The sequence below is a fragment of the Haloferax sp. S2CR25 genome (genome assembly GCF_031624535.1).
In the GTDB taxonomy this organism is placed as follows: Archaea; Halobacteriota; Halobacteria; order Halobacteriales; family Haloferacaceae; genus Haloferax; species Haloferax massiliensis.
In genome coordinates, this window is sequence record NZ_JAMQOO010000009.1 from 95,332 (window position 1) to 120,650 (window position 25,319).

Below are 25,319 nucleotides of genomic sequence, written 5' to 3' on the forward strand. Positions count from 1 at the left end.
TCGCTGGCCGGGTTCTCAGTCCACCAGCGACGACCGCGCGATGAGCACCGGGGGAACACTCGGGATGCTCGCCGCCGTCGTTGTTGTCGTCTCGGTCGTCACGGCCGGGGTCTCGGTTCCGTCCGGGTCAAGTGACGCTGGGAGCCCTCAGTCAGAAGTGCAAGTAGTAGCGAACGGAGTTGAAAGCTCCCTTGAAGACACAAACCAACAGGTCGTCAATAAGGACGCGGCCTCAGATAACGACCCTCGAAAGAGGTTCGTGGCGAAGGTCATGCAGGCGATTCCTGACCACGCCTGGAAGAATATGCCGCCGGAGACCCGTAACCGCCTCCGACAGCACCTTGGTAGCTTCATCGGTCAGGTCGAAGCACAGGCCGCAGTCGATGGTGAGCTCACTCGCGTCCAGCCCGCCGGAGAAGGTGTGGTGCAAGGCGTGACGCTCAAGCAGCACGGGACCGGACAGCACACTATCACCGACACCGTCGAGGAGCAGTACACCGTCCAGGAGACCGTATTCGACCACTGGGAACGGTATCTCGATGGGTACAACAAGGTCTTCGACGGCTGGAAGACCGTCGTCTCCCACTACAAGAAAGTCAAAGTCGGGACGCGACTGAAGCCTGAATATTACACAGTTCGGCATAAGGTTCTAGAGTATTCGACCCGCACGGTCGTTGACTGGGAGAAGGAGTGGTACACCTACCGCGAGCGCCATACGCGACGAGTACAAGAGTGCGGTTGGGAAGGTGGGTGGTCGTGGGGTCCCGGTAGCTATGAATGCAGCTGGGAAACGGAGGTCTACTACACGACCGAGCGTGACTACCGCTGGCAGAAGACCTACAAGAAGGAGACTTACGTCTCCGGCCACCACTACGAAACCGAAGTCAAACACCGGTTGGTGAGCGTGCCAGTCTACGAGGAGAAGCCCGTCTACGAGCAGATACCGACCTATGACTATGTCCCGGACTACGACAAGCGCGCCGTCTACAAGACGGTCGATGTCCAGAAGACTCGGACGAAGCAGGTCGACCGAGAAGTTCAGACCGCACCGTTCGTCGTCGAGGAGGGCGAAGGTGACTGGACGCTCGCGAAGGACGTGACGAAGTACCGTGACGCCACCATGCGCATCGAGAAGACGATGCTCTCGGAGAAACCCTCTGAGGCGATGGTGTTTCGGGCCGATAGCCAGCCGAACGGTGACACCTGGACGCTCACCGCCTACCGCGACGGCGACCAGATCGTCCTCCAGACCAGCGACGGCGTGACTAAGCGAGTCAGCTCGGAGTTCGCGAAGATTGACTTCGATTCCGGGACCGTGAACGGAGACAACGTTGACATCCACCTTGCAGAAGACGTGGAGGGGCCGTACACCCTCAAATTCCGCAACGGCGACAAGGCCCGCGGAACCTACAAGATGAATATCGTCGGCAATGCCAGCATCGACGCGCAGACTGCTGACATTGCGAACGACGAGGCTGGCGTGACCGTCGTCGACGGTGTCATCTACTCCGCCACCTTCGACGTCACCTACGAGACCGCCGACACGACCTACACCGACCGCATCACCATCGAGCCCGACGTCGTCATCGGGGATCAGACCTCGAGTGAGGACGAGAACGGCAACGGTAACGGCCACGGGCGGTCGTAGAATAACCCCGCACTTCCTCTTCGGAGCACAACAACTCAAATAGTCACTACTATTGAAATCACTTCTAAGAACTAATTCTAGATTCCCCTATAACGGCTTACAAATGCCTCAAAACGTCGTTCATTGAATCACCCGTCTCATTTAAGTGGATTGAATGATTCATTTGAGCCAGTCAACTATGGACTGGTCAGAATACCCCGATCGCATCCGTCAGTTTACGACGGATCTTCGAGACGATAACCGAGGTGTCGTTGAGGGCGTGAGCATCGTCGCGTCTATCGCGATCCTCTTGCTGTTCTCGGGAGCAATCATCGGGTCCCTCCAAGTCACGTCCCAAGGCTCTGAAATTGCCCAACGGAACCAGATCACGTTCGAAGGACAGAAGGTCGCGGGTGAGCTCGCAAAAGTAGACCGCCTCGTCCGGAGTAGTAACAGCAATGGACAGATCGGCCGCCATATCAGCCTTAGTGACCGAATCGGGAACCGCCAATACCAAATCACGACCGTCACCGAAGGCGATGGCGACCAGAAACTCATCCTCCAGACCGTCGACGAGGAACTGAAAGTGACTATCCCGTATGGAACCCGAACCACGGTTGAGGAGACGACCGTTCAGGGCGGCGATATCTATATCGTCAGAAACGCGGGAACGAACACCATCACCATCGTCTCGGAGGAATAATGAGGACGAAAACCACCACCTCGTCGACGACGCGTCGCGACAGAGCTCAGTCCAACGTCCTCGCGTTCATTCTCTTTTTTGGCCTCATCACGACTTTCGTCGGTGCAGGTGCGTTCTTCGGAATCTCGTCTCTTGATCAGGTTTCGGGGAGTAATGGACAGGCAGCCGCGCAGTCCTCTATGATGCAGATCCGGGGGGATATGTACGATCTCTCCAGCGGTGCACCTCTCCGGACAACTGAACTCGAACTCCTGGACAGCACCGTCAAGTACGAAGACCCCATCACTATCAGCATTTCCGCGACCTCAAGTAACGGCACGATGGAGACTCAGGTTGTTAAGCCCCGCCCGATCGTCTACCATATCAACGACGTCCAGTACGTCTACGTTTCTGGGGCAGTCTTTCTCCAGCAGGACGACGGCGCAGTGATGAAGGAGGGGCCATCATTCCGTGTCGATCAGGAGCAGGCGATTATTCCGCTCATCAACACGACGCACCATGACGGTCCGCCGACTCTCAGCTACGCCGGCGACGGCACAGGGTACGTTGTCAGTCACAAATGGGAGTCGAATGTCACCCGATATGAGCCCCAGGAAGACGGCGATCCCATCACGGCGACCGCGACAATGACGGTGAAAACACCGCGGACGAAAATGTGGTCGAAGTGGTTCGAGAACAACCCCCGGTTCTCGAACGTCCAGGTCGATAACGCGCAGAACACCGTCTCGGCCGACTTCCAGACGAAGCGGCTCTTTATCAAGATAGTCGACGTCCGAGTCAAGTTCGACATCTAACCTCGACTCTTCTACTTCCGTCTGTCGACCAGCAGAGAGGAGCAAACGACTATTACATCCGCCTCCCGCTTCGATTGATAGACATGGACGACGTAAGCCGGGAAGAGTTTGACCGAATAGCTGCGGCGGACGGCGAGCGAGAGCGGTTCGAGTTCTATGACGGGGATGTTCTTCTTCTTGCCCGGTTCGCAACTCTGGACGACCGATGCAACCCACATAGGATCTACGTCAGCGGCGAAGACAACGTGACGGAGGCATCGACGTACATCGGCCTCCCCGACTACAGCAAAGTGTTTGACGGAATCGTCTTCCACCATCTTGATGTAACGATACAGACCGCGGAGCAGGGTGGATTGGCAGTCGAAGACCGAATCGCCCTCCAAGAAATCCACGAACTCTGCCACTGGGCGCTCTCCGATGAAGAGAACAGCGCGCTCGATCCTGACGGCCACAGCCGTCCCTGGAACATGAGAATCGTCGCGGAACTGGAGTTCGTCACCGGCGAGGAACTGCCGCATCCGACTCCAACTCCGACGGACGAAGTTCCCTTTTAGAGCGGAACTTCGCGTTCCCTTACTGGACGGGACTCGTTCGTTAAAAGAGTGAGCGGCCTCGTTAGTTCTCGTCGACCGTGACCTGGTACTCGGTTACGTGCAGGTAGGCTTCCGTTCCTTCCCCGTACGTGACGGTCACGGTTTGAGTCTCTGGCGTGGTCGTGACGTCGCTCTCGGGGATGTTGAGGTTGTCTGTGAAGTACCGCGCCCACGCTTCGTAGTACCGACTCTGAATCGTAATCGTCGCCGTCTCGTCTGTCGCAACCTTGAGTTGGGAATACTTTGAGGACTCGGACCCGGCCATCACCGTCGCACCGGAGTTGAGGGTCGCATTTCCGTTGACAGAGATTATCGGTATTGTCAGTGTGGGCGTCGAGTAATCGTTGTTCGAGAACTCGGGAGCGTCGACCATCGACGCCCCGTTCACTCCCTTCCGCCAGACGCCGCCGCCCTGGTAAGCGACGTAGGTCTGCTCGTTCTCGTATTCAACTGCCCCGAAGTACCCTTGGTGGATTGTCGTTCCTCCCACAGCGATCTCGATGCGACCCGTCTGTGGTCTCACGAGAGTAGAACCTTCGTTATCTGCCGTCTGGAGGTTCAAACCGACCGTTCGAACATTCGCGTTCCCGAAGGCGACGTCGTACACCGCTCCCGAGAGCCGATTCATGTCCTGTTCGACCATCTGGATGTCAATACCGGTCTTCGCGCTCTGGAATCCTCCGAACCCGCCGAACGCAGCGGCGGAAATCGTGAGGAGGACAATCGCGATGAGGAGGACAGCTCCGATGATTTCGGATTGTCCTCTCTGATCTGAAAAGTCTGTACGAGGCATCTTTGCATATTAGCTTGACGCACGATTACTTAAGTATGCGGCTGAGTATGTTGATTATACCATTCACTGGAATTAGAATGAACTGGAACTGTACTTCGATTCTCGTTGTCGTTCTAATCCTCTTACTCGTTGGAGTTGGGTCATGGGGGTACGGCGAACACTACCGCGCCTCCCAACTCGCAGCAGAGAACGAGAACCTCGAAAAGGAGATACAGGGGCTCGCAGTAAACTCAAGTGCACCAGACGAAGCACTCGCCACTAAATATGGCGCTCAGGTAAGCGTCCTCGCTTACTCGGCGACAGAGCGAACCGCAACGACGATACCCGTCCATGTCGGGTTCGTACCGGGTCGAGGAACCTATCTGAACGTACAGGATGTGGTACACACCGTTTCAGCACAGCAATCCGCTCAGCATGCGCACACAGTGCTCGGAACGACGAACGCGACACCGCCCTTCGACGCCGCAGTCGTTTCGATCAACGCGCCCGAGGACTGGGACTACGTCTCCGGGCCGAGCGCGGGTCTCCCGCTCGCCGTCGGGATGTACGTCGCGAGCGATCCTTCCCTCCAGCTGAACGAGAGCATCGCGATGACCGGCGGTATCACGGCAACCGGCGAAGTGACCACAGTCGACGAGATCCGGCCGAAGGCTATCGCTGCCCGAGAAGAAGGCAAATCTATCCTTCTGGTTCCCCCGAAGCAGGACCGGCCCGTTCCGGGAATTAGAGTCATTCCGGTTACGAACCTCACGGAGGCGTTAGACTACGCAGTTAGCGACGCTCAGGCAGTAGTTCCGAATGCTGGTCTCTGTGCATTGGATTGCCTTCTCGTAGGATATTTGATGATCCATTGAGATTATATGGAGAGGTAAGAGAATGCAATTTCAGTTTGAATGTGGCTGTGGTGATCAACTCTCAGATTATACACGAGGAGTGGGTGATGAGGTCACAACTCAGGTTCAGTGTCAGAGTTGCGGCACGGTGTACGCGTTAACCATCACATCAATTGTGACACGGTACGATTGACTGGTTAGAAACTCAGGCAGAAGGTGTACTCAGTGAGGAATTTGTTGTCTGTGAAGCCTTTCCACATCTCCGCGTTGACGGTAGCGCGATTAGCCACGCTTCGTCTCGCAGCTACTGAATAGGCACCATTCGTATGACGACATCATTGATATGATCGACGGAACGAGGATCTGAGCCGTACTATCGATGTCATGTCAGTAGGCGCCTTTCGGTATGTGCGAACATACGCTTCGATGGGTACAAAAACGAACCGTCATTTGCTTGTTGCGGCTGTATCCTAGAGGTCGTTCAGTCGCTGCTCAAAAAGGCGCTCATCAGTCTCGTCACAGGAAACCGTAACGACATCGTGTGACGAACAACAGGACTCTACGGTCTCCTGACTCATGCTCACCGACTCATCGGTTCCCGGACACTGATTGAGGAATAGGCGGAGACCGTTGAGAACCTGTCCTTTCTGTGCCGGTTTGAGGTCGCCCCAGTAATCCGACCACTCGTCCAGCACACGAGCAGCTCCAACGTCGGCGACAAGTGCCTTCTCCGACGGCCACTGTCCAATCGTTTGGGAGCCAGCGACTACTGTCCACGCGTCTCCGTACTGTTGAATTTCGAATGATTCAGCGTCAGTCTCGATACCGAGGATAGAAACTGCCTCACTCGCGTCAAGATCTTTCTCGATCAACTCAGCCATCTCGTCGTTCCACGCTGTTCTGAATTCGTCGACAAGGCATAGATCGTCCTGATCGTCACACGGTTCAAGAATTCCCTCAGTAAGGTAGTAGTCGTGAATGTTGACTTTTTCAGCTGTGTCAATCGGCGCTTCGTCCGATCCCTCCGTGATAGGTTCGCTCGAAACGGTCGTCGAGGCAGCGCCAGCTGAGCTGAGACCGCTTCGGGTGTCCAGCTCTGGTTCTTTACCGAACCACCGAAGCACCGCTGACGGAAGATAGCGCTTTGTCAGCGTTGGAGTTCCGGGGACGAGATATCCACGGAGATAAATCAAACCGAGTGATACGACGAAGAAGGCGTAGCCAGCGACACGGGATCTTCGCAACAACCCGAAGCTAAAAAACATTGCTATGACAAGGTTAAGTGCGGTGCATGGCTCGCATCGATTTTCTCCAGTATATTCGGGTTGGCCGAGTTTCTCCACCAAGTTCACATTCATCGGTTCGACATTGGTACAAATCAATATATGTTTTGTGATAATATTTTGTACATTTGAAACGGATATGTGTTTGGCTACCTCTCGTCCGAATTCGGACATCTTGTAAGGAAAACTGTCTAGTTTCCCTCCTGAGCTGGCGTTCGACCATTGAGCGATTGATGCGGTCGCTGAAAATTATAGTAATGAACGAACACTGCAAGTCACTGGCGGACGCTCAGCCGACTGCCCACCATGAGTTGTAGAACGGCCAACCCTCATTTTGAACGTGTGGAGCCACTTTTCAATCAGTCCTCTCTCTCTCTGTAATCAACCCGGCAGTTCACACTTCTCGCACACGCTGTGGAGAAACGCAGCCGCCGGATCAGTCCCATGACTCTTGAGCAGTGCAACGTCAAGAACTACCTTTGTGTAGAGGTCTATTGCAGCGTATAACCAAGAGCCCTTGCCGTTGATTTTGATAGCGGTCTCGTCAATCGCGACCCGCCTCGGCTGCGCCGTCGGCGGATCTGCAACGCTGTCAGCCAGCCGATGTACCCACTAGAAGATTGCTTGAAACGAGCGCTCTACGCCGAGAAGACGAAGAATCGATTCTGTCACTCTAATTCAAAGTCCCGCTGCCAACATTCAAGCGTAGCGGTGTATAAACCTTGCTTGAGCAGGTCTCTGAGTAACATGAACCCTAGCTCTTCGACCTGCTCGTTCCTTATCTAGACAGTGCCATCCGCACCATTCTCACTAAAATTCTGTCCCACTGAATTGAATTCGAGACGAGCATTTATTTGGAGAAAGTAATAATAGCCTCAAGAACAAATATCAACTGATGAAAACCGAGTCAAAAACGGATATAGTGAATATGGTAATTGGAGCGGCGTTGGTGATCGGTTCTGCGATACTTATCGTAATCAACGGAATGCTTGTCACTCCATTATTATTTCTTTTGGGCGGGGTGTATTTAATACTTCGAGAAATTAAAAAATTGAAAAGAAACAGCTAGATTAGACTGCGCAATTTTTCCGCTGACACCCTCGCCATAGATAGAGTGCCGCGCTCTGCCCTGGGACATATGCCCAGATCCGAGCATACAGGCAGAGTGCACCGTTAGGGTCCGAGCATCTGCCTAAGCAGCAGGCACCGGTGAGTGAACAGGCGACGCATCCAAGACAAGTGAGAACTATCGGAGTACGGAGGCACGACCCGCAACCGAGAACACACAGCGCACCGGTAGCGGTTCCTGCACACTGAGTCACACAGTCTACACTTGCAGATGCCTGCACATCGCTCGTAACGACGTCACCGGTTTCCAGATTAACCATCACCGGTTCGTCGTAATCGTATTCGGATTCAACAACGCCAGCCTCTGTAAGCGACAAGTAGTGAGCGTCCGGTGCGATTAACTCAAGCGAATCAATACCTTCGAAGAATGACGGACTCACTTTCTCTCCAAATTCGTCTGGTGTTATTTTCCCAACTTTCTTATCTGTAGAGTGGGCAATTGTGCCAGCACCACCTACTCCGCCGCTAATCCATGAAATAAATGCAGCTGTTGACGGGTCACCAGTCTCAAACGGAATCAGAACGCTTACTGGAGAAGGATCTTCAGAGTTTCCTTGTATTTCCCGGACTAACGACTCTGCAATACGCGGCTGGTACCCTTTCTTAACAAGTCTCTTTTTAATGTCACGCACATCCTGACTACGCAGAGCCTTGGCAATGAATTGATTGCGGTCTGTTTCAGTGACCGGAACCGTTGTAAATTCCGGAGAAGAGCTCTCTGTCTCATTCTGTTCAGACGCTGTCGCGACTCCACTTAGGCTCCCAAGTGCGATACTAGTTGAAGCCATCTTTTTTAAAATTTGTCTTCTATTGTTCATCTATTAAATCTGTTCTGTTCAAAGCCATATATAGGTTTTCATAATAATTATTATATAATTCATTGCACGGCACTGTCTAGTTAACCTCCTGAGCTGGCGTTCGACCGTCGAGCGACTGATGTGGTCGTTGAAAATTATAGTAATGAACGAACATTGCAAGCCATTGGCGGACGCTCAGCCGACTGCCCACCCATGAGTTGTGGAAACGGTCAACTCTCATTTTGAATGTGTGAAACCACTTTTCGATCTGGTTTCGCTCTGTGTAGTTGACTCGACCGTTCACTCCTAATCGAGAGAAGGCAGTCCGATAGCCGAAAGCATCGGCCAGAAACACCGTGTCTGAACAGTCGTGTTTCTCGCAGACTCCGTGAAGAAACGCAGCCGCCGGATCAGTCCCGTGACGTTCGAACAACGCAACGTCAAGAATTACTTTTGTGTCGAGGTCTATTGCAGTGTACAACCAAGACTGCTTGCCGTTGATTTTGACAGCGGTCTCGTCAACCGCGACCCGCCTCGGCTGCGCCGTCGGCGGGTCTGAGACGCTGTCAGCTAGCCGATGTACCCACTGGAAAATCGCTTGAAACGAGCGTTCTACGCCGAGTAGCCGAAGAATCGTTTCTGTCTCTCTAAGAGAAAGACCGGCAGCATGGAGTCGGACGGCGAACGCCCTGACGGGCGTCGCCGTCCGCTCCCGCTGCCAACATTCAAGCGTCGCAGTGTCTAAACTCTCTTTGAGCAGGTCTCTGAGCAGCATTGAACACTAGCTCTTCGACCTGCTCGTTCCTTATCTAGACAGTGCCCATTGCACTGTCTAGTTAGCCTCCTCAGCTCGCGTTCGTCCGTCAAGGGCTTGATGTGGTCGTTGAAAATTATAGTAATGAACGAACAGCATAAGCCACTCACGGACGCTCAGCCGACTACCCATCATGAGTTGGAGAAACGGTCAACTCTCATCCTCAACATCTGAAATTACATCTTATTACAGTTCGCTAAATAGTCACGAGTAGATAATACTACGAAGAATTTCTATTTTGAATAAGGCAAATCCTATCGATAACAAAATGTCTTTTCAGAGGTCCAGAAGAACAGAATGCTTAGACGTCAGACTCTTCCAGAGATAGTCCTCCATAGATTGAAACTCGAATTGCAGTATCGAATATTCTATGAAGAAATCGCGTGTGTAGATGTGCGGCATATCGATGCACAATACCTCATCTCACGATGTTTCAATTCTGGAGAATATACTATTCCGATGAGTCGAACAGTCCGAAAGGCTCAAACGAGTATCGAAAAGCAGGCGTTCGATCTCCTCGAAGCTGTCAACGATACAACCACGCTCGTGAGCCAGTTCAAGTTCGGCTCATTGAATATCTACGAGGATCGACGAGCTGGCTGGCATCACAAATACTCTCTCGAAGCACTCGTCCGCGTGATGTACGTTCGAGAGTTCACTGGCTATACCTGGCAGAAGCTCCACGACCACATATCGGAAGACGACCGAGCAGTCGAACTCGGGTTTGACCCACAGAAGTTCGCTGACGGCCAATCAGCACCCGCTCGCACGACTCTCTCGCGTGCGTGGAATGACTACTTTGGCCCGGAACTCAAGCGCTACATCTCGAACACAGCCAAGTGGATACTCGAAATCGCTCACGAACAGGGGAACCCGCTTGGAATGCGCTCGTTAGAACCCGAAGACAAGAGCAACGTCTCAGAGGTAGGGGAGAAGCAGTACACTCGCAAGAAGATTCACGAGGTCACCAAGGAGATGAAGAAACTCGCCTACCCTGCAATCGAACTGGGGCGACCCGACGAAGGGACGAAATATCACGACAACGCGTTCCTTGACCTCTGCGTACTGATGAGCCTCCAGAACCTCGCAGCCGAAGATGGAACCACAATCTACGGTGACCAGACGACTCGTGAGAACGGTTCTCCTGATGGCGATACAGTACTGCACTGGTTCAAACAGCTCAAGCACAAGAAAATCGCTAGCTCTGTCGACGACTGTATTGGCCGGATGATCAAGCCCGCAAAGCGCCATCTTGAGTTTACTCGACCGGCCGACGTAGCTATTGACATCACCTATCTGGCGTACTACCCAGACAAGGATGAAGTCGTCCTCTTCACCGAAGACGACGAGGAGATGGTCCAAGGGACGCCGGACTCGAAAGAGTACGAGCTGTGCTATAAGATTGCGACGTGCTGCATCGTCGGTGAGAACGTCAAATTCACCTTGGGAGTGGAACCAGTACCGCTCGGTCGCTCGAAGGGTAAAATCGTTCGGTCGCTCGTTTGGAAAGCCAAGAAGCACGTCAGCATCGACACGGTGTATGCAGATCGAGGATTCGACGCTGCTGATGTAATCCGGTCGCTAAACGAGGCTGGCGTGGATTACGTGATTCCTCGACGGAAGACGAGTCGAGTCAAGAACTTCATCCGGCGGATGGAGCACGAGGTTGAAGTCGAACAGAACTACGCGATTTACGGAGATATCGACGGTGAGGCGACGAATGCGCGGGCAGAGACGAATTTTGTGGCAGTGCCGAAGAGGAACGCGAATGAGGATGACGACAAAGTCGAGAAGACGATTGGATTCGTCACGAACAAAGACGTCGACGATGAGATCCGCCTTGACCGCGCAGAAGCGAAAGGGATCGTAGACCGGTATCGGCGACGCTGGGGCATCGAAAACTCCTACAGGTCAATCAAGCAGTTCCTCGCATGGACGACCTCCAAGGAATACTCAGTGCGGTTGTTCTACTTCGCGTTCGCCGTGCTGCTGTACAATATGTGGCTGCTGGTCGATTTCTTGATTCAGGTGAGCCTGGACAACCCTGAGGAGTATCGTCGAAAGCCACGAGTGACTGCGAAGCGCTTCCTGAACGTAGCGATAGAGGAGGTCGGCGTCGACTAGGCGGCCTCACACCGGCGCGTTCGCCCGGTCGATAGCCGCAGCACTAACCAAACGTCCGATTTTTCAGGTCGATTTGATACCTATCCTTCACTTGCCGGACGTAGAGCGACAGCGAGCGGTTCTGCATAATGTACTCACTCACTGAGTACATTGAAGAAAGTCGAGCTTGACCCAGTCTCGTGCACGTTCGGAACTCCACCTCAGGCGGAACATATAGCAGAATAGTATTCATGTCCGACTCTTTCTCTGAGGAACGTACTCCCCCTCCACCGTTTTGGTGGAGGGTTTTCGGTACTTCTTGAGTAGGTGTTCCGGTGGCCGCGGTCGTCGCCCCAGGTGTTCGCCCCGTCGGGCGGCCCGAAACCGTTGACTGGGTCCGACGTGAACGGTGCAGCCCCCGATTCAGCCCACGACGGGTCTGGTCGGTTTCGCACCTCCACTCTGCCGGTATCCCCGAAAGTCCGCATTCTTGGATTTGTCCCCCTCAGCGGTGGGTAAGGTTGGATAGGCCAGCTACTCAGAGAGGATGGTTACACCATCCGAGCACATGTAAATACGCCTTCGACTTACAGTTGTTTGTTCGAGACAGAGCTCAAAGATACTCGTCGAAGATATCCGCGAACTCGTTCTGCACGAGGTCACGCATTGCGTTGGCACGCGCCTGCCGACGCGTTCGTTCGTCGAGGTAGTTTCGTTCGGATACCGATGCGTCTCGGCTCCCCTGTGAGGCTGCAACAGCCGCTGTCCCTGCTTCAATGCGCGGGCGCTGCTGGCGATAGAGCCGATACCACGTTCGACGACCCATTTTCGGGAGGGGGTGGCTGCCGGCGATCTGGACGTCGGCGCGTTCGCCGAGGTCGCGGAACCACCGCCGTGCCGTATCTGTCGACATCGGACGCTCAATCGACTGCCCGGGGAGCAGGTAGCCCGTCCAGTCGTCGTGGTCGCCGAGAACGTCGATACGCCTCTGGATGGCGTCGATACCGACGAGAAGTTCAACTGTATTCCGTGTACGGCGCGCGTTTTTACGCTCTCCGGCGGCGAACTCGATATAGGGGACGTCACCGTCGTCGGGGTCGAGTACCAATTGGGAAACGTGGAGTTCGCACGCCTCCACGGGCCGGAGGCCCCACCCGGCGAGCGCGAGCAAGAGAAAGCGCTCGTCGTCGTCGCCGGTGGCGAGCAGCTGGTCGAGATCGTCGCGACCGAGGGCGGGATGGTCGTACTGCGGATCTTCATCCCATCCGAATCGGTTCAACAGGTTTTCTGCTGGGTTGTAGAGCCCGCGGCCCATCTCTTCGATGAACGTGTACCAGCTCTTGACTGCTGAGACGTACTTCTTCTTCGAGGCAAGCGTCCCCAGCTCCTCGTCGAGGACGCGGAACGTATCGCGGACGCGCTCGATTTCGTCTGGTTTCGTGGTCTCATCCAGTAGCGGTGATAGGAGGTCGCCTGTACCGTTGACTCTTCGGTAGGTAGTAACGTAGGTTTTCAATCGCGAGCGTCGGGGGTCGACCGTGGTCTGGGCGCGCCCGCGGTCGCGCTTGAGTTCTTCGAGGTAGTCTTCGAGCCCACGGACAGTTGGTTCGTGGCAGATTCCCCATGCATCGTCTGTCTCATCGGGATTCGGTGGGAGGCCGACGGCGTCGTAGAACTCTCCGGGGGAGAGGTCATAGTCGCGACGGAGGCGTTCAACGAACCCCGAGAAGTTGCCCTTCAACCACGCATAGGGAGGGGTGTCGTGGTCAGGATCAGTGTCGGCGTCTGGGTCGGCCCGGAGCGCCGGAGCGATTTCCTCGCGGTAGAAGTGCTCGAAGTCGTCGAGACCGTCGAAACGTGCGTAGTTCGGCATCGTTAGTCAGAGGAGGCGCAGAGGGCTTCCATGTCGGCGACGAGCTGTTGGGTTCGTGAATGGAGCGCGTCGACGTTCTCATCGAGTTCGTTGTAGCCGTAGTCCGCTTGCTGGCGTAGTTCGGAGAGTTGGCTGAAGAAGCGACCGTCACGACGTGGGGCGTCCCCGGTAGCGATGATTTCGGAACCGAACAGGGATCGCACGCCGCCGTGAGTCGTGGGCTCGAATCCGCGGTCGTAGAGAGCCGCTTGGACAGCGTGGAACGCGGCGTAGTAGAGGCGGTTTATGACCGCGGCGTCGGAGAGGCCAGCTTCTCGCGCTTTTGTGGCGTCGTCGAGTGCTTGCCGTGCCTGTTGGAGCTCCTGTTTGACGGGCGGTTTCGAGTCGTCGTCAGGCATACGATCGCCCCTCAGTGACGACACTTCGAATGAATGGGTTCCCCTCTTGCCGGTAGCGGTTAAACGTGGATTCAGAGAGGATGTGGAGTTCGACGGCGGGGCCGTACTCGATTGTCGCGTCGAGGGCGATATCACGGAGCGAATCGGAGGTGGCATCGCGATCGGTGTCGTCGTCGAGGACGATGAGAACGTCGACGTCGCTTGACCGCCCGCTCGCTTCGCCGCGGACGGTGGAGCCGAAGACGTACAGTTTGATGAGGTCCTCCCCGTGTCTGGACCGCGCGCGTTCGACGAACGCTGCCGCTGCATCGGCGTGGGCGTTTGCCGGGAGCGACTCGTGCGCGGTCTCGTTGCTCATGTGAGAGGGTACGTGCTTCGGTGACATTTATATTTCCCCGGAGTGGTGCTGGAGCGGCGAAAACGTGTGGAGAAGGCCGCTTGCTTGGTGAGATGGTGATTCTGAAGACATGGTTTTGGGTGGTTAGAGCGATACAGTCAGTTTCCTTAGTATTTGTGGTGTACGGTTGTCTCGTCTGGACAACCGGGCAACACGGCAAATCGGACAATACTACCGGTATAGTGGTACACCATATAACGCTATACAAAAATCCAGAATATTTTGTCCTATTTGGACCAACAGAATGGGGTCAATTGGAACGGTAAACGAATCTGTGAGAAAGGTCTTTTAGGCGGCAACACCGCAGATGGCTCATGAATACTCAAACGAGGGAGTCACGATGAGGACGATAACTCAAGCCAAGCGGATCGTCTCAAATATCGATCCCTCTGAACACGGGACCATCTACACCGGGTTAGCCCAGTGGGACACAACCCTCTCGGATGCCCTTGAACAAAGTGAGTCTCTCTTCCGCGACGTCTACTGGGAGACGGTCGAAGAGATGAGCACTGCCGTCAAGCAACCGATGCTCGGTGACAACCCGGACTGGGAATATGCTCAATCGCTCACCGATGCCTACAATCCCGCAGACCGAAGCAACGCCCACCTCCCGATTGTAACTGTTGTCGGCACAGGTATCCTCGAAGAACGCTTCCATGGCAACCTCCACAATATCCCCAAACCTGTCTACGAGTATCTCCTCGGCGTCGGCCGTGAGCATCCGAGTGACCCCGCGTGGGAAGATGCATCGGTTGTCGGCTGGCTAATCGACCATCCTGAGTGGGATGTCGCTGGCGACTTCGCGAGTCTCACTGGGTCGCCCCATCTGTTCCTCATGATGACGCTGAAGAAGTCCTGGCGGGCAGACCAAGATGCCGCCTTCACCGTGATGACCGAAGCCATCGAATCGGACGATAATATAGAGGACATCAAGTGGTTCGAGGGACCTGACTTGATCACGACGGACTCCTCTACACGCTCCATTCGCTACCACGACCCAAGAAAACACTACCCCATCGAAACGACGCTTAACGAGGACGTCGCCGAGAAACTCAGAGACTACATCAAAGAACGCGGGTTCAAAAACGCACTCCAGCATCACGGCCTTCTTCAGTCACTCTGGTAACCCGCAGCGGTTCATACTCTGCGGCTTCTCCGTTGATTCCGTTCTCTCTCAGGTCAAAGGACACTTCCAACACTCTTGTGTAGCACATTATTGATGGCGAACAGCTTTGCAGTTCTGTAGTACGAATAATAAAACGAGAATCGAGTAGTTGGGAACTCAACCAGCCAATCTTTGTTTCGATTTGACTGGGGAAATAGTATAAACACCCATCTGCGTAAGTGAAACAAACAAATGAACAGTAAAAGACGAATAAAAGAAAAGAGATGGTGATTATCTATGCGTACGAAAGGCCTTGTTGTGCCTTCAAGCGGTAAGCACCAAAGCCAAATGCATTATCATTTAGTGGGTCAAACCCTGCATTCATCGATAATGCGCCGACATTGCTACCGTTATCGATGAATGCAACTGAACCACTGTCTCCACGCTCGATATCCCACTCCCCTTTCACCTGATATCCTCTATTTGGACATCCCTTATCAACCGCACCGATGTAACCATTCGCTGTATATATCTCTCCAGAGGTCTCACAAGATGAGATTCCTCGTTTCGTACCATGCGCTCCCTGTCCGATCTGGTCGTTGATTCCAGATTTCGTGTACTGGAACGTGACATCTTCTCCTCCTGCGACGATCTTCTGCTGTGGAGTATGATTGTCCGGATCGCCTAGCGCGTAATCAAGTTGACAGTTTGCTTCGATGATATCAGCGACCTTTTCGTTTGAAGAGTTGTGATTCATATCGTACGACGTAGTAGGGTTACTCGCCCCAGCCCAAAGATGAGCATTCGTGGCAAAGTAGGGTCCATTATTATTCTTGAACATCGCTGATGAAAATGTTCCCGAAGACCCAACTCCACTTCGACAGACAGCACCTCCAGGAATCGTACTACCGTAATCACCTGTATAGCAGGCCATTTTCCCGACTCCTACTTCTTTTAGTTTAATTTCCACGCCACTGTGTGATTCAGGGATCGCACTCTTAGCCGTTTCTGGAACTAACCCGTTGCCACGAGCTAATTCAGGCGAAACGCCAACTTCGATGTACGAGCTTCGTCCCCCATATTTTGCGGGTCGTACGTCGACTTCGTTTACACCTGCATTCTTATGGAGGTCTAAGGCGTCCCGAACCTTCTCTGCGTGCTGCACATCGTTGTACCAGTCTGCTGGCACATTCTTTTTCATCGGAACCAAATCCGTCTTGGGGTTCCCTAGTTCTTCACGCTTCAGACCGTACACGATCGGTACCTCATCGCTACTCGCAGCCTTGACATCTTCGGAAGTCAAGTAGGCAGTAGAAAGCCCACCAACTCCTGCGACGCTAAGAGCTTTGAGGACTTGTCGCCGGCCCATAGATGAGAACCGGTTGTTGTGTATCTTTTCGGCCTTCTGCCGGGAGATGTTATCTTGAGCCATCCACGAACAAAATTATGTCGGCTATAATTAAAACTATCATGAGCTGCAATTTTCACCTCCTTGACTAGTACTATATAGTTAGAATACATACATTTTAGATTCTATCTGTCAGCAATTCTACTGGGATTCGAACAAATGTCCCTACACTGGGCGACTTATGTGTATTATTAAATGTGTAGGATATTGTTGATGGCGAGCTATCTTTCGATTCCGTAACTACTCGGTGAAGTGAGAACCCTCTCGTTGAGAAGTTAGACAGTCGACCTTTGTCCCGATACTATCAGAGATAGCCGTCTCAACAACCTCCTGCAAAAGAGTGACCATGGTTATATTATCCTTGCTGATGACAATTCAAAATAGAATACAAAACCCATGTCCTTGCTTCCGTCCTCAAAATCCGACGCCAATTCTCGTCAAGATGGGAATATTCAGGTCGTTGGAGTCAATGACGACCGAACGAACGAGATATTGAGTGCAATATCGTCTACCACAGCCCGTGAGATTCTATCAGAGGTTTACACTGAACCTGCTACACCTTCTGAGATAGCGGAGAAAACCGATGGGTCAGTTCAGAATGTCTCATATCACCTTGAGAAGCTCAAGGGAGCAGGAGCCATCGATGTTGTGGATATTCTCTATTCCGAGAAAGGTCAGGAGATGAAGGTCTACGCACCTGCTGACGACCCAATAGTTCTGTTTGTGGGGACGGAAGAGCGTCAAACTGGTCTAGTGTCTCGTCTAAAACGTCTTGTCTCTACAGTTGGTGGTTTAATAGTGACAAGTTTCGTTATCGGGTATGTAGTCGATGATTCAATGCTGTTAGGAATATCTATGACCGCAGCTGGTGGTGAATCAACCGGCTACCCACTCGCAATTGGGTTCCTTGTTGGAGGTTTGTTCACGCTTTTATTAATTGCTCTGTGGGCTGGATGGGACTGGTATTTGAGAGAAAAGAGCAGTTGAGATAAGTGGCTCGCCGCCAAATAAGAATGTCCACATTTATGAAATGGTTGTCATGAACGCGTTCCATACGCTGCCTCTTCTATAGTAGCGTTTGAAATTCTTCGCAACTGATTGTATCATTTCTGTGCATCTAGTAGGTGTACAATGATCTTCACAGACCGAATGAGCTTCTGGAACAAGACGTTGCCAACTCTTTCGAGCGTCTCCAAATCGAACTTAGTGCGGAGGTGGTAAAGTATCGTATTCGAGGGAAGAGCGTCTTCACTCGTCTCGCAGAGCGTGGAGACTGATGTCCTCAGCGTCAAATTGGGTGTTTGCTGCGAAATCAAGCTCAACACTCTCATCAAATGAGTTGACGAGAACTAACCGGCTTTGTAGTGTACTGAATCTAAATCGCCAGACGTGGACGCTCTTAATTGATTTTGAGCCTACCAAGTGCTCAAGTAATCATACGACAATATTGATTCATGGTATCCCACCAAGTTCGCTCTGCGTTAATTGGCCCGAAGCAGGATAGCCTAAGCCGAATACTCCTCTTTGCAGTGGCATTGTTTGTTTCCTCAGCTACTGTGTTGGCGATAGTTCCCCAGTTTGAACCTCCCTTTGCATCACCAGTCCACCAGATATTACATGGCATCAATCATGCTCTCTGGTGGGAGTTTTATGCCCTTGGCCTTGTCGCTAGTATTGCTCTTGTTACGGTTCACGAGCAAAGTCTCTTGAGCGCTTGGATACTTGCTTTCGCCGGAGGCGCTGGTGTTGGAATCAATCTGGGTGGAATTGGGCTGTTGGGAGGTACTCCGAACCTCCTTTTCCGACTCCTCTGGATGGTCGGACTCGGTGTTGTCACTGCACTCATCTTTGGCACGGTCGGTTATCTCATAGGAACTGGAATCCGGAAGATTAACCACTCACAGACCTAGCAACCGGTTCGATCGAATAATTGGTACTGTCTAGTTACTTCACTTCTTTGATGAGAGGTTCTTCCCTCAAAGGCAGCACCATTGTACGACTGAGCGACTGAAAAGCGTGGAACAGTTTTCGGATTGCCAAGGTGGCTATTGTCCATTTTAAAAATCAAGACGGTCAGGTTATTCGCAACCCCTCATCTACTTCGTAGAGGTATCCCTTCAGCAGCAATTGTTCAATGAGTTCAGTCGCTTCCTCACGCTCGAATTCCGCATACTTGAGCTGGATGAGGGCAGTCTCACGTTCGAAGTTATCACCCGAGTCGAACTGCTGTTCGAGACGGTCGAACGCTTCCTGTTCAAGCGGGCTAAGTGGCGTCTGTGGATTTCGCATTACTCGACAACATGGTGTCGTCCGATTAGACTATTGGGGTGAGATACGGTGCTGTACGTATGAGAACGCGGGCTCATCGAGTTCTCGTCGCAAGCCCGAAATAAGGTGGTGACGTCATGCGGAAATTCGATTGAAGGAAAAATAGCATGCCGCTGGAACTGATGGTGACGATGTTGATGAGAGTACTGTCTGGATGTGAATTGTGAGACGCCATAGATTTAACAGTGCCACAGTGGGATTGTGAATTAATGTCTGACACTCCTCGACAGCGAACCTCTGCTCGTGATCAACTGATAGAGGAGGATCAATCCGAGTCGACGACTCAAACGTGCCCGGAATGTGAGTCGCCAGCTCTCGTCCAGAGCGAGGAGATGGCTGAACTCGTCTGCGACGACTGTGGTCTTGTTCTCGAAGAAAGACAGATCGACCGAGGACCCGAGTGGCGAGCGTTCAATCACACCGAGCGAGATTCGAAGTCTCGGGTCGGTGCTCCAACCACAGAGACGATGCACGACCGCGGGTTGACGACAACCATCGACTGGAAGGATAAGGACGCCCACGGCCGGTCGTTGTCCTCGGAGAAACGCTCACAGATGCACCGGTTGCGTAAGTGGCAGGAGCGTATCCGAACACGAGACGCAGGCGAGCGCAACCTCCAGTTCGCGCTGTCGGAGATCGACCGGATGGCTTCTGCTCTCGGTGTTCCGCGGTCAGTCCGCGAAGTAGCAAGCGTGCTCTACCGTCGTGCCCTTAATGAGGATCTCATTCGTGGGCGCTCAATCGAGGGCGTTGCAACGAGTGCGCTGTATGCTGCGTGCCGTCAAGAAGGACTTCCGCGAAGTCTTGATGAAGTGGTCGAAGTGTCTCGGGTTGAGCGGAACGAAGTGGGTCGGACCTACCGATATATTTCACATGAACTTGGCTTAGAGATGCAGCCAGTCGATCCAAAACAGTATCTACCACGGTTTGCTTCAGAGCTTGAAGTGAGCGAGCGCGTCCAACAAAAAGCGGCCGAAATAATCGACGTGTCCGCTGAAGCTGGCCTCTTATCAGGGAAGTCTCCCACGGGGTTTGCTGCGGCAGCACTCTACTCGGCATGTCTACTCTGTAATGAACAACGAACTCAGCGTGAGATTGCGCAGGTCGCACAGGTGACTGAAGTGACGATTCGGAATCGATATCAGGAGCAAATCGAAGTGATGGACATCCACTAACAGTAGGAGAGAGGATATACGAAGCCTCCTGAGTAAGACGACCAATTCCTCACTATGCAGCATCCCCCGACTGAGTTTCCAACCAGTCAATCGTACCGTGTCACAATTGGTGTGATGGTTAACGCGTACACCGTGCCGCAACTCTGACACTGAACCTGAGTTGTGACCTCGTCACCCACTCCTCGTGTATAATCTGAGAGTTGAACACCACAGCCACATTCAAACTGAAATTGCATTCTCTCACCTTTCCATATAATCTCAATGAATCATCAAATCTCTTGCGAGCAGACAAACCAATGTACAAAGACTGACGCTCGGAACTCTTGAACAGTGCTACAGTGGGATTGTGAAGCAATGTTAGACACTCCTCGCCGGCAAGCATCTGCTCACGATTAACTGGGTTAACAACCCGATGCATCGCCATCGCGGTATCTCATCACCTCTTGAGGGGACTCGGTAGAAGCGCCGATATTCTCAAAGAACGATTCAAGAACGGTAGAGCACCCTCCACATAGAGAGTAAAGCTCCTCGACGACTTCCGTCTTTTCGTCATCGGGCTTGAATACTTCTATTCCTGCTCGCTCGTCCTTCTTGTCGAACGAAGACTTGCAGAAGGAACACGTCTCTTGACTCTCCCAGATTTCGATGAATGAAGCTTGCCGGGGAGGGTGTTCAGCCGGCTCAAACGAGGATAACAATTCAACAATTTCCGTCTCACATTTAACACAGAAATGTACTCCCCACCCGGATTCATCTCTAGAAAGCCAGGAGATGCCTATGTATCCCAGTGTAGTAGAGTCGCCGCATATTCCGCATATTGGTGAATAATGCCCTTGTTCCCTCTCAGCCGCATGAATTTGTTTGCGAATCTGATTCATCTGGTTGGCAAGGTCCACTAATAGCACTGAACGTAAGTGACGAGTCGTTGGTGATGAAGCTCTGCAATCCAAGTAAACAATGGCCTCGTATTTTTCTATGAGCGTAGAGTGGTACTCTCTGTCCAGTGTCGTCTCCCGTCCCGATTTTGCTGCCCAGTAACTTTTTGTCTCGCCAACCTCTTCGATGGTGTCAGTATCCGTATCAACCGAGAGTGGTACCAGTAGCATAGGAATCCTCGGCTGATTGTCCATGAGGCTGTACGTTTGAAATTCATTCATCACTGATTCGAAATTCGACGCAAACTGGTTGGGCGACAATTTGCGTATCGCATCATATGCCGAGGAGGTGTTCGTTAGCTCTATCTTCACTTGAGCCAGCCGTTCTTCAAGTCTCGGTCTGTTTGTCGCGCCAGTCATAGCTGAAATGAAACCGTCTCCATGTTACCCTGTTCCTCGATGGCATCTGCAAGTTCATACATCAGAAGCGCCCGTAGCTGATTATGTGTTTCCAACCCTGACTTCTGCGACAGATGAATCGCAAAGTCCGTTCCTTTGTGAGAATAAAACCGAGTCAGGTGACCGTGGGAGTCCCTCTCGTTCTTAATCGGCTCCCCAATGGATACGACCTCCCCGTTCTGAAGCTCAACACCGAATGCGAGTTCGACCCGCCTAGATTGTATTGTTTGTAACTCTGTTAGGCACTCTCGGAACAGATCCTCAAAATTCTCATTATTCATTCGTCTAATAGATCGATAGGTCTGCTTCAGTTGCTTCTCCGTTGCTACGGGATCGACGGGCATAGCCCGATTACTCTCTCTGATATGCATATATCTATGGGAGCCTCTTCCGACCATACACCTCAAAAGCTTATGTCGGTGTGACGAAACAATTTTCTACGATTCTTGGAAAATCTCCCACATGGACGGAAACAGATGTGAGACGGTCGATACACAGGGGACGACGGTTGACGATCTCGTAGCTATCGGTAGGCTACTTGACTCGCCACGATTGGCTTACATCTGGTTCACACTCTACGTCGAAGGCGGTATTGCTTCTGAAGAATCGGACAGTGACTTCATCTCGTGGGAGGGACTGACCGTATCCGACCTCTCAGAGTATCTCGACGGAGAGGTCCCCCAATCGACACCCTACAACGATATGAGCGAGATGGAAGAAGTCGGAGCGCTACGCGTGGAATCCGACGGACAACCGACCGGGTACAGCTCGAAGTTCTTCCAGACCGACGCTGAGAACGTCGAAAAAATCGGCGGGGGCGGCCTCGTTGGTCCACAGATCGTAGGACTCGTTGGAGAAGCGTTCACCGACAAAGCAGTTCTGAAGTTCATAGATGCGTACAGCTACGGTCTCCTGAACGATGTACTCCAGATGTACACCGCTTCCTTACGAGGGCAGCTCAACCACAGCTTCTACGAGGTGCTTCCTGACGTCGACTCGGACGATCTCAAATCAATCGTTCCCGCTATTGAGCGAGTCCTTCTCGGAATGAGCCGAGCCCCTCTATGGGGAGAGGACTTCCGTCCGGATCTGTCGACGATTGATACACGCGTAGAGTAGGCGACGAATCCGGCAGTTCATCTTCCTTCCTACCGTTGGAGGTGACCGGGGTCGTCGGCGGGTCGAAGCGGGTCAAGCGGGCTAGCGCGTTCAGTCTTTGCGAGCATCTCCAAATACTCTCGATACTGTTCAGCGAACTCATCGTCGTCGGGTGTGTGAACGTGCCGTTCCGAGCGCTCGTCGATGGGGAGATCGTCACCCCCCATCCAAGCGTCCATGCTCCGCTTACCTTTAGTCAATACGTAGCTAGCTTCCGGCCGCTGCATCGATTGCTCTTGGCCTTCGTGCCATGACATGACCCCGTCAATTCGGAAACTCGACAGTCTAATTTGCAGGCATATAAACACGCTGAACGTGTGCCGAGTGGACAAGGCACTCTTGCAACTTTTCGAGGCTCTCGGTGGCGGATCGTGGCACGACGCGCTGTGAGTGGCGTGAGCCGACTTCAAGCGCTGACGAACTCGGCGAAATTATTGCTCTTCATGGTCTGATTCCAGTGAATCGAACGTCATCTGGTTGTGGTCATCCGGACGGATGAACGACGGTTGGATTTTTCGCTTGTAACGCTCGTATGCAGGCTTCCACACTTCCCACAGCTCATCTCGGTGCTGTTCAAGAAACTCAGTGGGCAGTTTGACCGGAACTACTGGTCTCGTATCTCCGAGCATTGCGAGGGTTGGGACGTTATGTTCGTAGACGGCGACGAGCGGCTCGGGTAACGAATCGCGCACTCGTGCTCTTACGGGGTCAGTGAGTGTGACGTCCTTCCCGTCAAAATCATCTTTATCCAACCAGAAAACAGAGTATCCCGACTTGAGGAAGTCCTTAGTCACCTGATCGGTGTCCTTTTGTTCGTTCTTGTGCTGGACTTCAGCGACGATGCCCTCTCCGTACTTGGGGTGTGGATTCGTCTCCGGAAACGATAGTGCGACGTCTGCTCGCCGATTGCGAATTGTGAGTTCAACACCGGCCTCGGCATAGCCAGGGAACTCTTGTTTCAACTTCGAGAGAGCGATTGACTTCATCTGTCTGTGCTGTTCTGACTCGCCACCGTTACATACGCTGTCGTCACCGGGCGCGTCCGGTGCATGGTAGAAGTGCCTCGCGACGAACGTCTCTCCACCACGAGTATAGGAACTCCGAACGTACATCGCTCCTCGACAGGCAGGGCACACTAACTCGGCATAGCTCGGATCGGCGACTTCTTCGGGGACGACGGTCGTGCCGCCGCGATGGGCAAGGAACGGCATCCTACCGATGAATCATAGGTAATTGAACAAAAAGGTTGACCGCGTCTTGTGTCCGCTGAACGCCTCGGTCGTCGACCCCGACTGGCCTAATTCTATTAACAAGTTCCGGAGGTTCATTATGTTCTAATAGAATGTCTTTGTATGGGTCGAAGACACGATCGCGCTGCTATCGCGAAGGCCAAAGAGTACGATGACAAACCGACCGTCGACGAGGTGTACGTCCACCGCGTGAAAGGGTTCGACGACCCGCCAGACGAGTACCACGTCGGCGGTGAGGGATTCATCCCCGACGTGGTCGTCGTCTATGGGCGCGGCAGTCACGTCAAGTTCATTGAAATCGACTCTGGGAGTCCGGGGTCGCCACTCACAGGGCACTCCAAGCGACAAAACGAGGCTTTCAACCGGTCGGCTGGAGCAAGTGGAAACCGGAGCTACGAGCATTTCTACACCTCGACAGTGTTAGACTGACGTTGTCGCTCCCGGAGGCTTCACGAAACGAACACCGAGTCAGCAACATAGGCAAACTGATCGACATCGGAGCAGTGAAGGTCATAACAGAGGGCCAAACTACCAGCTACAGTGGCAAGTTCTTTCAGGCAGACACGGGAGTTATTTGGAATCTTCGTCGACGCTAGCGTGCTTCACACACCGGAAGTCGTTGAAAATGCCGTCCTTGTAGAGATAGTAGTCGGCAGATTCACCACAGGTCGAACACCTCCGGTCTGCGTTGTTGTATGTCAGTCTTCTGATAATATCGTAATCCAGTTCACCAGCGCCGAGCTTCCAGTAATCGCGTAGCTCCTCTCGGTGCTTCTCCATGAACTCGGGCGGCATCCTCAACGGTATCGGATACTGCGCTGGTTCTAAAGATCGAATCTCGACAACGGGTTCTTCGTAGCCGCTCCACTCGTTAGCTGACTGCAAAGCGTTCGGCCATGCTCTGACAATCTCCGGCAACTCGAACGTCCGGTAATCCTCGCCGAAGTCGGTCTCGTCGATCCAGTAGACGCTGTACCCCGCACGAAGGTAGTCCTCCGTCACCACTTCGATATCTTTGGAGGTGTTTCGATACTGTACCTCACCGATCACTCCGCGACCGAGTGGTAGCTGTGGATGATCGAACTCTGCGCAAACATCTGCGATACGACCGGTATCGCCGATTTTCACCTCGCGGTCCACCTCGGCGTGCTCGAATAGGTGAGCGAAGTTCCTCGAGACGACGTACTTCATCAGCTTGTGTTCGTCAGACTCGCCACCAGAGCAACCCTGCGAATCGGTGTCTGGATTGTGCACGAAGCAGCGGGGCTTAAATACGCCCTCATAGGTTCGATGACTTCGACGAACGTGCATCATCTCTCCACACGAGGTACACTTGAGGCTCGCGTCGTCGGCCACCTTATCGGGCCAAGTGACTCGGTTTCCGACGAGGGCAGTGAACGGCATTACGTTTCTCCGGATATCTGC

26 protein-coding genes and 3 pseudogenes are annotated in these 25,319 nt (G+C 53.0%); 13 read left to right on the forward strand and 16 right to left on the reverse strand.

What is annotated here, in order from left to right; translation table 11 throughout:
• Window positions 1-40: 40 nt before the first annotated feature.
• The 4 genes from NDI65_RS17760 to NDI65_RS17775 all read left to right on the forward strand — a co-directional run bounded on the left by NDI65_RS17760 (window position 41) and on the right by NDI65_RS17775 (window position 3,678).
• Complete coding sequence (locus NDI65_RS17760; RefSeq protein WP_310893985.1) at window positions 41-1,648, forward strand: hypothetical protein; 1,608 nt, start codon at window positions 41-43, stop codon at window positions 1,646-1,648.
• Between the two features lie 259 nt (window positions 1,649-1,907).
• A complete protein-coding gene (locus NDI65_RS17765) occupies window positions 1,908-2,330 on the forward strand; it encodes a hypothetical protein (protein ID WP_310893986.1) in 423 nt (140 codons plus the stop codon).
• Window positions 2,330-3,124, forward strand: coding sequence for a hypothetical protein (locus tag NDI65_RS17770; protein ID WP_310893987.1), 795 nt, complete (start codon window positions 2,330-2,332; stop codon window positions 3,122-3,124). Before NDI65_RS17765 ends, NDI65_RS17770 begins: the two co-directional genes overlap by 1 nt.
• Window positions 3,125-3,207: 83 nt before the next feature.
• On the forward strand, window positions 3,208-3,678 hold the full coding sequence (locus NDI65_RS17775) for a hypothetical protein (RefSeq protein WP_310893988.1): 471 nt from the start codon (window positions 3,208-3,210) through the stop codon (window positions 3,676-3,678).
• A 61-nt stretch (window positions 3,679-3,739) separates the two neighbouring features.
• Here the strand turns inward: NDI65_RS17775 and NDI65_RS17780 are convergent, their stop codons facing one another.
• On the reverse strand, window positions 3,740-4,510 hold the full coding sequence (locus tag NDI65_RS17780; RefSeq protein WP_310893989.1) for an archaellin/type IV pilin N-terminal domain-containing protein: 771 nt from the start codon (window positions 4,508-4,510) through the stop codon (window positions 3,740-3,742).
• A gap of 35 nt (window positions 4,511-4,545) precedes the next feature.
• Between NDI65_RS17780 and NDI65_RS17785 the strand changes: the two genes are divergently transcribed.
• Entirely contained in the window at window positions 4,546-5,364 is an 819-nt protein-coding gene (locus NDI65_RS17785; protein WP_310893990.1) for a S16 family serine protease, read from the forward strand.
• 449 nt (window positions 5,365-5,813) lie between these two features.
• Here the strand turns inward: NDI65_RS17785 and NDI65_RS17790 are convergent, their stop codons facing one another.
• Together NDI65_RS17790 and NDI65_RS17795 are read right to left on the reverse strand one after the other, a co-directional pair.
• Complete coding sequence (locus tag NDI65_RS17790; RefSeq protein WP_310893991.1) at window positions 5,814-6,701, reverse strand: hypothetical protein; 888 nt, start codon at window positions 6,699-6,701, stop codon at window positions 5,814-5,816.
• 116 nt (window positions 6,702-6,817) lie between these two features.
• Window positions 6,818-7,375 (reverse strand): annotated as a pseudogene (locus tag NDI65_RS17795) (DDE-type integrase/transposase/recombinase).
• A 146-nt stretch (window positions 7,376-7,521) separates the two neighbouring features.
• Here NDI65_RS17795 and NDI65_RS17800 point away from each other — a divergent pair.
• Window positions 7,522-7,695, forward strand: coding sequence for a hypothetical protein (locus NDI65_RS17800; RefSeq protein WP_310893992.1), 174 nt, complete (start codon window positions 7,522-7,524; stop codon window positions 7,693-7,695).
• A gap of 1 nt (window position 7,696) precedes the next feature.
• On the opposite strand, the gene NDI65_RS17805 is transcribed toward NDI65_RS17800, so the two are convergent.
• The 3 genes and pseudogenes from NDI65_RS17805 to NDI65_RS17815 form a co-directional block, all read right to left on the reverse strand.
• Complete coding sequence (locus NDI65_RS17805; protein ID WP_310893993.1) at window positions 7,697-8,572, reverse strand: hypothetical protein; 876 nt, start codon at window positions 8,570-8,572, stop codon at window positions 7,697-7,699.
• Between the two features lie 76 nt (window positions 8,573-8,648).
• Complete coding sequence (locus NDI65_RS17810) at window positions 8,649-9,326, reverse strand: IS6 family transposase (RefSeq protein ID WP_310893994.1); 678 nt, start codon at window positions 9,324-9,326, stop codon at window positions 8,649-8,651.
• Window positions 9,327-9,383: 57 nt separating this feature from the next.
• Window positions 9,384-9,532 (reverse strand): annotated as a pseudogene (locus NDI65_RS17815) (IS6 family transposase); the annotation flags it as partial.
• A gap of 292 nt (window positions 9,533-9,824) precedes the next feature.
• Here NDI65_RS17815 and NDI65_RS17820 point away from each other — a divergent pair.
• Window positions 9,825-11,489, forward strand: a complete 1,665-nt coding sequence (locus tag NDI65_RS17820) for a transposase (RefSeq protein ID WP_310893995.1) — start codon at window positions 9,825-9,827, stop codon at window positions 11,487-11,489.
• Window positions 11,490-12,081: 592 nt separating this feature from the next.
• On the opposite strand, the gene NDI65_RS17825 is transcribed toward NDI65_RS17820, so the two are convergent.
• The 3 genes from NDI65_RS17825 to NDI65_RS17835 are packed head-to-tail and all read right to left on the reverse strand — an operon-like array spanning window position 12,082 to window position 14,097.
• Window positions 12,082-13,341: a tyrosine-type recombinase/integrase gene (locus tag NDI65_RS17825; protein ID WP_310893996.1), complete on the reverse strand. Its 1,260-nt coding sequence runs from the start codon at window positions 13,339-13,341 to the stop codon at window positions 12,082-12,084.
• Between the two features lie 2 nt (window positions 13,342-13,343).
• Window positions 13,344-13,739, reverse strand: coding sequence for a HEPN domain-containing protein (locus tag NDI65_RS17830; RefSeq protein WP_310893997.1), 396 nt, complete (start codon window positions 13,737-13,739; stop codon window positions 13,344-13,346).
• Complete coding sequence (locus NDI65_RS17835; protein ID WP_310893998.1) at window positions 13,732-14,097, reverse strand: nucleotidyltransferase domain-containing protein; 366 nt, start codon at window positions 14,095-14,097, stop codon at window positions 13,732-13,734. The genes NDI65_RS17830 and NDI65_RS17835 overlap by 8 nt, the downstream gene beginning before the upstream one ends.
• A gap of 379 nt (window positions 14,098-14,476) precedes the next feature.
• Between NDI65_RS17835 and NDI65_RS17840 the strand changes: the two genes are divergently transcribed.
• Window positions 14,477-15,262 (forward strand): hypothetical protein, encoded by a 786-nt coding sequence (locus tag NDI65_RS17840; RefSeq protein WP_310893999.1) that lies wholly within the window; start codon window positions 14,477-14,479, stop codon window positions 15,260-15,262.
• A gap of 274 nt (window positions 15,263-15,536) precedes the next feature.
• Here NDI65_RS17840 and NDI65_RS17845 read toward each other — a convergent pair whose 3' ends face one another.
• Complete coding sequence (locus tag NDI65_RS17845) at window positions 15,537-16,673, reverse strand: hypothetical protein (protein ID WP_310894000.1); 1,137 nt, start codon at window positions 16,671-16,673, stop codon at window positions 15,537-15,539.
• 372 nt (window positions 16,674-17,045) lie between these two features.
• Between NDI65_RS17845 and NDI65_RS17850 the strand changes: the two genes are divergently transcribed.
• A complete protein-coding gene (locus NDI65_RS17850) occupies window positions 17,046-17,636 on the forward strand; it encodes a helix-turn-helix domain-containing protein (protein ID WP_310894001.1) in 591 nt (196 codons plus the stop codon).
• Between the two features lie 167 nt (window positions 17,637-17,803).
• Here the strand turns inward: NDI65_RS17850 and NDI65_RS17855 are convergent.
• Window positions 17,804-18,053 (reverse strand): annotated as a pseudogene (locus tag NDI65_RS17855) (hypothetical protein); the annotation flags it as partial.
• Window positions 18,054-18,103: 50 nt separating this feature from the next.
• On the opposite strand from NDI65_RS17855, the gene NDI65_RS17860 reads away from it, so the two are divergent.
• Complete coding sequence (locus tag NDI65_RS17860; protein ID WP_310894002.1) at window positions 18,104-18,559, forward strand: hypothetical protein; 456 nt, start codon at window positions 18,104-18,106, stop codon at window positions 18,557-18,559.
• 163 nt (window positions 18,560-18,722) lie between these two features.
• Here the strand turns inward: NDI65_RS17860 and NDI65_RS17865 are convergent, their stop codons facing one another.
• A complete protein-coding gene (locus NDI65_RS17865) occupies window positions 18,723-18,938 on the reverse strand; it encodes a hypothetical protein (protein WP_310894003.1) in 216 nt (71 codons plus the stop codon).
• A 248-nt stretch (window positions 18,939-19,186) separates the two neighbouring features.
• Between NDI65_RS17865 and NDI65_RS17870 the strand changes: the two genes are divergently transcribed.
• Window positions 19,187-20,152, forward strand: a complete 966-nt coding sequence (locus NDI65_RS17870; RefSeq protein WP_310894004.1) for a transcription initiation factor IIB — start codon at window positions 19,187-19,189, stop codon at window positions 20,150-20,152.
• 401 nt (window positions 20,153-20,553) lie between these two features.
• On the opposite strand, the gene NDI65_RS17875 is transcribed toward NDI65_RS17870, so the two are convergent.
• Together NDI65_RS17875 and NDI65_RS17880 are read right to left on the reverse strand one after the other, a co-directional pair.
• Window positions 20,554-21,447 carry a hypothetical protein gene (locus NDI65_RS17875; protein WP_310894005.1) on the reverse strand — a complete coding sequence of 298 codons (894 nt, stop codon included), beginning with the start codon at window positions 21,445-21,447 and terminating at the stop codon, window positions 20,554-20,556.
• Entirely contained in the window at window positions 21,444-21,830 is a 387-nt protein-coding gene (locus NDI65_RS17880; protein WP_310894006.1) for a hypothetical protein, read from the reverse strand. Before NDI65_RS17880 ends, NDI65_RS17875 begins: the two co-directional genes overlap by 4 nt.
• A gap of 118 nt (window positions 21,831-21,948) precedes the next feature.
• Between NDI65_RS17880 and NDI65_RS17885 the strand changes: the two genes are divergently transcribed.
• Window positions 21,949-22,605, forward strand: coding sequence for a hypothetical protein (locus NDI65_RS17885; protein WP_310894007.1), 657 nt, complete (start codon window positions 21,949-21,951; stop codon window positions 22,603-22,605).
• 470 nt (window positions 22,606-23,075) lie between these two features.
• On the opposite strand, the gene NDI65_RS17890 is transcribed toward NDI65_RS17885, so the two are convergent.
• Complete coding sequence (locus NDI65_RS17890) at window positions 23,076-23,855, reverse strand: hypothetical protein (RefSeq protein WP_310894008.1); 780 nt, start codon at window positions 23,853-23,855, stop codon at window positions 23,076-23,078.
• A 141-nt stretch (window positions 23,856-23,996) separates the two neighbouring features.
• Between NDI65_RS17890 and NDI65_RS17895 the strand changes: the two genes are divergently transcribed.
• Entirely contained in the window at window positions 23,997-24,323 is a 327-nt protein-coding gene (locus NDI65_RS17895) for a hypothetical protein (RefSeq protein ID WP_310894009.1), read from the forward strand.
• A gap of 141 nt (window positions 24,324-24,464) precedes the next feature.
• Here the strand turns inward: NDI65_RS17895 and NDI65_RS17900 are convergent, their stop codons facing one another.
• Window positions 24,465-25,085 carry a hypothetical protein gene (locus NDI65_RS17900; protein ID WP_310894010.1) on the reverse strand — a complete coding sequence of 207 codons (621 nt, stop codon included), beginning with the start codon at window positions 25,083-25,085 and terminating at the stop codon, window positions 24,465-24,467.
• Window positions 25,086-25,319 lie beyond the last annotated feature (234 nt).